Here is a 7803-nt window from a genome sequence, read left to right as displayed (position 1 = left end):
CGCCGCACTTCGACGCGGCGCGCGCTGCCGGGCTCCGCTCGGTGCCCCACGCCGGTGAGACGACCGGGCCCGAGACGATCTGGGACGCGCTGCGGGTGCTGGGTGCCGAGCGCATCGGTCACGGCACCTCGGCGGTGGGCGACCCGGCGCTGCTGGCCCACCTGGCCGAGCACCGCATCCCGCTCGAGGTCTGTCCCTCGTCCAACATCGCGACCAGGGCCGTCGCCACGCTCGCCGAGCACCCGCTGCGCGAGCTCGTCGACGCGGGGGTCGTGGTGACCATCAACTCCGACGTCCCTCCGATGTTCGGCACCACCCTCAACCGCGAGTACGAGATCGCCGCCGACCTGCTCTCGCTCGACGAGGCCGGGGTGGCCGACCTGGCCCGCGCCGCGGTGGACGCGTCGTACGCCCCCGACGACGTACGACGCTCGCTGCACGAGGAGATCACGACCTACGAGGGTGCCGGCGGCGCTGCTTCGAGGTAGTGCTCGAACGGGGTGTGGAAGTGCCCGAGCACCCGCCCCGACAGCGGTGGCGCGCCGTCCGGGTTGTTCGGCGGAGGGCGCACCTGGCTCACGTGCGCGCGGATCGCTGCCGCCTTCTGCTCCTGCAGAGCCGGGCTCAGCTCGAGGCAGAGCACGTCGTCCCAGGGCAGCTCGTCGGGGCTCCGGTGGGTCCAGGCGAGCAACGGGTACTCCACGAGCCTGGCCCCGCTCGTCCGCGCCGCGTGCGCGGCCGCACGCCCGGCGGCGTCGTGGTCGGGGTGGCCGTCCTGGCGCCACGGGGCAGCGAGCAGCGTGCGGGAGGCGTCGCCGAGGAGGTCCGTGAGGCTGCGGGCGACCTGCTCCTCGGACTCGGCGACCGCACCGTCGGGGGCGCCGAGGAAGGCCAGGAAGTTGTCCGGGGCCAGGCGCGCCAGTGCGTTCTCCATCTCCGCGAGGCGCAGGGTGGCCAGGGCGTGGCGGGTCGCGCCGTGAGCGGCGTACTGCGACGCCTCGCCCGCAGTCAGGAGGGCGACGTACACCGACAGGCCGGCGGCGGCTGCGGTGGCGATCAGGCCGCCGGCGCCCAGGCTCTCGTCGTCGGGGTGGGCCGCAAGGACCACCAGGCGCGTGCAGGGCTCGCCGTGGTGGGTGAGGTCGAGGAGCGGCCGGGCGCCGTACGACGGGTGCTCCTGCCACGTCGCGACAGGCGTATGAGGAACAGCCTCGCCGTCGTCGACGAATCGCGCACCTGCAGACACTTCCGCATCTTAAGAACCTGGGCGAAGTCCGACCATCCTCCGATCGGGTGAATAGGCTGCCGCCATGTCCGACTCCCCGCCGCCGCTGTCCGTGGCGATCGTCAACGACTACGAGATCGTCATCGCCGGTGTCGCGGCCGCGCTGGCGCCCTTCTCCGAGCGCGTGCGCGTGGTCGAGCTGGACAGCCAGCTGCCCGTGATCAGCGATGTCGACCTGATCCTCTACGACACCTTCGGACAGGTGCAGGGCGACGGGATCGACCTCGAGACTCTCGTCAACGGCGGCCGCGCCAAGGTCGTGGTCTTCAGCTGGAACGTCGACCCCGACCTGGTCGACCGTGCCCTGGCCCGCGGGGCGTCCGGCTACCTGTCGAAGGAGCTCAAGGCCGAGGGCATGGTCGCGGGTCTCGAGGCCGTCTGGCGCGGCGAGACGGTGCGGCCGGCTCCCCAGCAGCCGGTCGACCCGACCCAGGCTGCGGCCAGCATGCGCGGGGTGTGGCCCGGGCACGAACACGGCCTCTCGGCGCGCGAGGCGGAGGTCGTCGCCCTGATCACCCAGGGGTTGTCCAACGACGAGATCGCCAAGATGACCTACCTGTCGATCAACTCGGTCAAGACCTACATCCGCGGCGCCTACCGCAAGATCGGGATCTCGCGTCGCTCTCAAGCGGTCATCTGGGGCATGCAGCACGGCTTCGAGCCCAACACGAGTCGGGTGCTCGAGGCTCCCCGGACCTGAGGGTCATCGGTCCTGAGGGCCGAGAGCGCCCGGGACGGTGTGGTGACGCCGGTTACTGTCCGAGCATGCGCTTCCGCCGTACGACTCTTGCTCTCTGCCTGTCCCTGACGACCGTGCTGGCGGGGTCGCTGACGGCCACCACTGTTGCGGCTGCGGGATCGACGGAGGCCTCGAGTGTCGAGCAGGAGCGTCGCGCAGGGCTGCGTTACGTCGCCCTCGGCGACAGCTACAGCGCCGCGACCGGGGTGCTGCCCCTCGACCCGACCGCGCCCCCGCAGTGCCTGCGCTCGACCAACAACTACCCCCACCTGATCGCGGCGAAGATCGGGGCGAACCTCACCGACGTGTCGTGCGGAGCGGCCGACACCGGCGACTTCAAGGGCTCCCAGGGTTCCGACATCCCGCCCCAGCTCGACGCCGTGACCGGTCGTGCCCGGCTCGTCACCATGACGATCGGCGGCAACGACTCCAGCGTGTTCATCAACTCGATCGCGCAGTGTGGCGTGGCCGGGATCTCGACGGCCGGCACCGGCAGCCCGTGCAAGGACCAGTACGGCAACTCGTTCGTGAAGACGATCCGCACCACGACCTTCCCCTCGCTGAAGAAGGCGCTGCGCGCCGTGCACCGCAAGGCGCCGAAGGCCGAGGTGGCAATTCTCGGCTACCCGCGGATCATGCCGAGGAAGGGCGGCTGCTTCCCGCAGATGCCCGTCGCCACCGGCGACGTGCCCTACCTGTTCAACCTCCAGCGCGTGCTCAACAACGTCGTACGCCGCGCCGCGAAGGCCACCGGCAGCACCTACGTCAACGTGCCTCGCGCCTCGAGGGGCCGCGACGCGTGCCAGGACGTCGCCACGCGGTGGGTGGAGCCGGTGGCGCTGGGCACCAACCCGATCATCGTGCACCCCAACGCCCGCGGTGAGCAGGCGATGGCACGCATCACGATGCGCAAGCTCGACCTGGGCTGACCTGCGCTGATCTGGGCTGGGCGCCCCCGGCAGGATTCGAACCTGCGACCGGCGGATTAGAAGGCCGCTGCTCTATCCAGCTGAGCTACGGGGGCATGGACCCGAGGGCCCGCGGGCAAGTATGTCAGCCCGAGGTCGCGCGTCTGACTCTGCGTTTGGTGACGTCTGGTGTCACCAGACGCAGAGCCAGCACGGTGCCGCAGTGATCAGCGAGGTCAGCCGGTGATCTCGGCGAGCCGGTCGACGGAGATCTGGGCGATGACGTCGGTCTGGGGCACGATGCCGTCGCCCGCCTCGCCGATGTCGAGGGTCGCGATGACCACGATGTTGTTGGCGATGCGCGCCACGTTGTAGCCGATGCTGACCGGCAGCTCGAGCTCACCGCTGGTGAAGGTGCCGCTGATCGCGACTCGCGCCTGCTCGTCGACGCCGGCGAGCGAGACGGTCTGGTCGGAGAGGACCTCGAGGTCGTACGTCGTGCCGTCGGGGTCGGTGCCGCTGGCCTCGGAGCACGTGCCGACGACCTCGGAGAACAGTGCGATGGCAGTCTCGACCTGACCCTGGTCGGCGTAGGACTGCACCTGCGACTTCACCGAGCTCTGGCCCGCGTCACCGTCGAGCACGTAGCTGGCCTCGGCCTCGCCGTCGGCGTCGAACTCCGGCTGGTCGGTCAAGGTGCCGACCTCCTCGAGGCAGGTGCCGGCGAAGGCCTCGGAGTCCTCGTCGTCCTCCTCCTCGGGCTCGAGCACGAAGCCGCCGGGCAGGTCGTCGGGCGTGAGCACCGCGGGCATCAGCTCGTCCTCGGTCAGGAACTCGCCGTCGGCCGGCTCCTCGGACGGTTCAGCGTCCTCGGAAGGCTCCGGCGAGGCGGTGTCGCTGGAGGGGGACTCATCAGCAGGTGTCTCGTCGGAGGCGCACGCGCCGAAGCCAAGGGTCAGCGACAGGACGGCGGCCGCGGCGAGGTGGCGGCGAAGTGGGGTCAAGGTCACCCGCTGATCGTAGGGCTAGCGGCGCTCGGCCATCCATGCCTCGACGGCGTCGGCCGTGCGCGGCAGCGCGGCCGAGAGGTTGCGGGTGCCGTCGGCGGTGACGACGAGGTCGTCCTCGATGCGGATGCCGGTGCCGCGCAGCTCCTCGGGCACGAGCAGGTCGTCGGCCTGGAAGTAGAGGCCGGGCTCGACGGTGAGCACCATGCCTTCGGCGAGGGTGCCCTTGGCGTAGGACTCCGGCGCAGCCTGGCCGCAGTCGTGCACGTCGAGGCCGAGCATGTGGCTCGTGCCGTGCAGGGTCCAGCGGGCGTAGACCTTCGACTCCGGGTCGAGGGCTTCCTCGGCCGAGACCGGCAGGAGTCCCATGCCGTCGAGGCCGTGCGCGAGCACGCTCATCGCGGCCTCGTGCGGCTCGGCGAAGCGAGCACCCGGTCGTACGGCGGCGATCCCGGCGTCCTGGGCGGCCAGCACCAGCTCGTAGAGCTCGCGCTGCACGGGGGAGTAGGTGCCGTTGACGGGCAGGGTGCGGGTGACGTCGGCGGTGTAGAGGTTGCGTCCCTCCACGCCCATGTCGAGCAGCACCAGGGTGCCCGGCGTGATCGGGCCGTCGTTGTCGATCCAGTGCAGGGTCGTGGCGTGCGAGCCGCCGCCGACGATGGAGTCGTAGCCGATGTCGTTGCCCATCGCCCGGGCGCGCCGGAAGAAGGTGCCCTCGATCCAGCGCTCGCCGAACTCGAGCACGCGGTCCCACTCGGACACGGAGTCCTCGAAGCCGAGGGTGGTGATGTCGCAGGCCTCCTGCAGCTGGCCGAGCTCCCAGTCGTCCTTGATGAGGCGCATCTCGGAGATGACCCGCTTGAAGTCGGTGTCGAGCGCAGCGTCGCCGGGCAGCATCCGATCGACGCTGTCGGAGATCCCGCGGTGCACGCGCGTCTTGCCCGAGCCGCTCAGGGCGTCCTGGAGGCGGTCGATGTGGCGCACCTTGATGCCGAGCGTCGCCGACAGCTCGCCGAGCGAGGGGCGCTTGCCGACCCACAGCTCGCCGTACTGACGGTCACGGAAGAACTCGTCGGTCTCGCGGCCCGAGCGAGGACGCGCGTAGAGGGTCGACTCGCCGTCCTCGATGACCAGGACGGCGTCGCTGGTCTGGTTGCCGGTGAAGTAGGCGTGAGCCGTGTCGGCACGGAAGCGGTAGTCGGTGTCGTAGGAGCGCACCTTGTAGCCGCCGCCCGGGAGCACCAGTCGCTCGCCCGGGAACAGCGCGGCCAGGCGCTCGCGGCGCTCGGTCGTGCGCCCTGCGCCGGAGAACGACGGGAGGTCGCGCTCGGCGTCGTCCCAGCCGGTCCGCATGAACGCGGAGTACGCTTCGGGAACAGCGGGGTCGTGCGACTCGGTGGCCAGTCCGGTGGACTTCTCTTCACTCACCCAGCCACTGTAACCAGGCACAGCACGGGGTCGTCTGCTCGCGCGCGCCCTGGCCGATAGGCTCTACTCCATGTCCGAGCGCCGTTCCGAGAGTGTCACGTTCACGGTCGTCGTGACCGTGGCGGTGATTCTCGGTGCGCTGATGATGCTCGCGGTCCTGGCCCTCGCCGGCGCACCCACGGTCACCCTGGTCGCAGCGCTCCTCGCAGCGCTCCCGGTCGGCCCGCTGGTCGCCTGCTACCTGTGGCTCGACCGCTACGAGCCCGAGCCCAAGACACTGCTTCTCTACGGGCTGCTCTGGGGTGCCTTCGTGGCCACCGCCGCAGCCCTGGTCCTCGGTGGGATGGGCGGCATCTTCGGTGCCGTCACCGACGACGTGTCCCTCGCCGTGGTCGCTCCGGTCACCGAGGAAGCGGCGAAGGGGCTCTTCCTCCTGCTCCTGCTGTGGTGGCGCCGCGCCGAGCTCGACGGGATCCTCGACGGGATCGTCTACGCCGGCATGGTCGGCATCGGCTTCGCCTTCACCGAGAACATCCTCTACCTCGCCGCCGCCTACAACGGCACGGACGGCGTGGGCCCCGGCGGCGTCGCCGGCGTGACGGCCACCTTCGTCGTCCGCTGCCTCGTGAGCCCCTTCGCCCACCCGCTCTTCACGGCGTTCATCGGCGTCGGCGTCGGGATCGCCGTCGCCTCGCGCAGCCGCCGGGTGCGCGTCGCCGCACCCCTCGGCGGCTTCGTCCTCGCGGTCCTCACCCACGGAGCCTGGAACGCCTCGACGATCTTCGGCGTCGGTGGCTTCGTCGGCGTCTACGTCGTGCTGATGGTCCCGGCCCTGGTCGGGCTGGCGTCGCTGGCCGTGTGGATGCGTCGCAGCGAGCCGCTCGTCCTCCAGGCTGCCCTCGACGACGCAGCACGGCGCGGGCTGATCCCCGCCACCGACATCGGCTGGGTGGTCGACCTGCGCGCACGCCAGGCCACTCGTGCCTATGCCGGTCGTCTCGGCGGCCCCGAAGGAGCACGCGCGATGGCGAGCTATCAGCAGGCCACCATCGAGCTCGGCTACCTCCACCACCGCCTCCTGCGCGGCACCCCACCAGCTGATTGGCGGGTCCGGGGCGCCGAGCACGTCGAGCGCATCCGCGCAGTCCGTCCCCACATCGCCTTCCCCGGACAGGTCGTGCCGACCCTGTGAACACTCCTCACCACCCCGAGCTCCGCTCCGGTCACTCCAGCACCGGAGCGGCCGGCGAGCACGGCGCCACCACCGACAGTCGGATGGTCACCGCGATCGTCCGGCTGCACGCAGCGCTGAGCAGCACGCCCCTGCCGTTCGACCTCCCGGGCGTCGAGCCGCTGCGCCGCGACCGCGCCGAGATGGTCGACCAGCTCGAGGACTACGTCATCCCGCGCCTGATGACGCTTGAGGCGCCCCTGCTGGCCGTCGTCGGCGGCTCCACCGGTGCCGGGAAGTCGACCCTGGTCAACTCGCTGGTCGGTCATCGCGTCACCACGCCCGGCGTGCTGCGCCCCACGACCCGGTCGCCCGTGCTCGTGCACCACCCCGACGACGCCCACTGGTTCGGCCAGGACCGGCTGCTGCCCGACCTCACGCGCGTCGAGCACGTCACCGACGACCCCGACTCGATCCAGCTCGTCGCCACCGACGCCGTGCCCGCCGGACTCGCGATCCTGGACGCCCCCGACGTCGACTCGGTCGAGGAGCGCAACCGGCTGCTCGCCGCCCAGCTGCTCGCCGCCGCCGACCTCTGGCTCTTCGTCACCTCGGCTGCGCGCTACGCCGACCAGGTGCCGTGGGAGTACCTCAAGCAGGCAGCCGAGCGCTCGACCGCCGTCGCGATCGTGCTCGACCGCACCCCCGACGAGGCCGTGCAGACCGTCTCGACCCACCTGGCCCGCATGCTGGCGAGCCGCGGCCTCAAGGACTCCCCGCTCTTCGTCGTCGAGGAGGGCGACGTCGACGACGACGGCCTGCTCCCGGCGCACCACGTCGTCGACATCCGCGAGTGGCTCGAGTCGCTGGCCGAGAACGCCGACGCGCGTGGCGCCGTCGTACGCCAGACGCTGGACGGCGCCGTGCGCGCCATCACCCGACGCACCTACCCGATCGCCGACGGCGCGGTCGAGCAGACCACGATCGCGCTGAGCCTGCGCGCCGACGTCGAGGAGACCTACGACGACGCCGCCCGTGCGATCGTCGCCGCCTCGGCCGACGGCACCCTGATGCGCGGCGAGGTCCTGGCGCGCTGGCAGGAGTTCGTCGGCACCGGTGAGCTGCTGCGCTCGCTGGAGAACCGCGTCGGCGGGCTGCGCGACCGGCTGGTCAACACGATCAAGGGCAAGCCACAGCAGGCCGAACGCGTCACCGTCGCGGTCGAGTCGGGCCTCGAGACCCTGGTGCTCGAGCACGCCGAGGCA

Annotated in this window: 7 protein-coding genes, 1 tRNA gene and 1 pseudogene; 5 read left to right on the top strand and 4 right to left on the bottom strand. The window is 71.2% G+C overall.

Annotated elements, in window-relative coordinates; translation table 11 throughout:
* Positions 1 to 488, top strand: a pseudogene (locus VOI19_RS09605) (adenosine deaminase); the annotation flags it as partial.
* Here VOI19_RS09605 and VOI19_RS09600 read toward each other — a convergent pair.
* A complete protein-coding gene (locus tag VOI19_RS09600; RefSeq protein ID WP_323792742.1) occupies positions 455 to 1246 on the bottom strand; it encodes a PIG-L family deacetylase in 792 nt (263 codons plus the stop codon). The pseudogene VOI19_RS09605 and the gene VOI19_RS09600 overlap by 34 nt on opposite strands.
* 64 nt (positions 1247 to 1310) lie before the next feature.
* On the opposite strand from VOI19_RS09600, the gene VOI19_RS09595 reads away from it, so the two are divergent.
* Together VOI19_RS09595 and VOI19_RS09590 are read left to right on the top strand one after the other, a co-directional pair.
* On the top strand, positions 1311 to 1985 hold the full coding sequence (locus tag VOI19_RS09595) for a response regulator transcription factor (protein ID WP_323792741.1): 675 nt from the start codon (positions 1311 to 1313) through the stop codon (positions 1983 to 1985).
* Positions 1986 to 2050: 65 nt separating this feature from the next.
* Positions 2051 to 2953 carry an SGNH/GDSL hydrolase family protein gene (locus tag VOI19_RS09590; protein ID WP_323792740.1) on the top strand — a complete coding sequence of 301 codons (903 nt, stop codon included), beginning with the start codon at positions 2051 to 2053 and terminating at the stop codon, positions 2951 to 2953.
* 21 nt (positions 2954 to 2974) lie between these two features.
* Here VOI19_RS09590 and VOI19_RS09585 read toward each other — a convergent pair.
* The 3 genes from VOI19_RS09585 to VOI19_RS09575 form a co-directional block, all read right to left on the bottom strand.
* Positions 2975 to 3048 (bottom strand) — tRNA-Arg (locus tag VOI19_RS09585).
* A 120-nt stretch (positions 3049 to 3168) separates the two neighbouring features.
* Positions 3169 to 3942 carry a hypothetical protein gene (locus VOI19_RS09580; RefSeq protein WP_323792739.1) on the bottom strand — a complete coding sequence of 258 codons (774 nt, stop codon included), beginning with the start codon at positions 3940 to 3942 and terminating at the stop codon, positions 3169 to 3171.
* A gap of 15 nt (positions 3943 to 3957) precedes the next feature.
* Complete coding sequence (locus VOI19_RS09575; RefSeq protein WP_323792738.1) at positions 3958 to 5367, bottom strand: aminopeptidase P family protein; 1410 nt, start codon at positions 5365 to 5367, stop codon at positions 3958 to 3960.
* Positions 5368 to 5437: 70 nt separating this feature from the next.
* On the opposite strand from VOI19_RS09575, the gene VOI19_RS09570 reads away from it, so the two are divergent.
* Together VOI19_RS09570 and VOI19_RS09565 are read left to right on the top strand one after the other, a co-directional pair.
* Positions 5438 to 6559, top strand: a complete 1122-nt coding sequence (locus VOI19_RS09570) for a PrsW family intramembrane metalloprotease (RefSeq protein ID WP_323792737.1) — start codon at positions 5438 to 5440, stop codon at positions 6557 to 6559.
* Positions 6556 to 7803 (top strand): dynamin family protein (locus tag VOI19_RS09565; protein ID WP_323792736.1); only part of this gene is annotated, 1248 nt, incomplete at its 3' end. The genes VOI19_RS09570 and VOI19_RS09565, both read left to right, overlap by 4 nt.

Source organism: Nocardioides sp. (genome assembly GCF_034670285.1).
GTDB lineage: Bacteria > Actinomycetota > Actinomycetes > Propionibacteriales > Nocardioidaceae > Nocardioides.
Note: the sequence above shows the minus strand (reverse complement) of the source record. Positions and strands in the feature narration are given on the sequence as shown.

Excerpts from the sequence above, each read along its gene's own strand:
- VOI19_RS09590 (WP_323792740.1), top strand. The coding sequence starts at position 2,051 with ATGCGCTTCCGCCGTACGACTCTTGCTCTCTGCCTGTCCCTGACGACC.
- VOI19_RS09570 (WP_323792737.1), top strand. The coding sequence starts at position 5,438 with ATGTCCGAGCGCCGTTCCGAGAGTGTCACGTTCACGGTCGTCGTGACC.
- VOI19_RS09595 (WP_323792741.1), top strand. The coding sequence starts at position 1,311 with ATGTCCGACTCCCCGCCGCCGCTGTCCGTGGCGATCGTCAACGACTAC.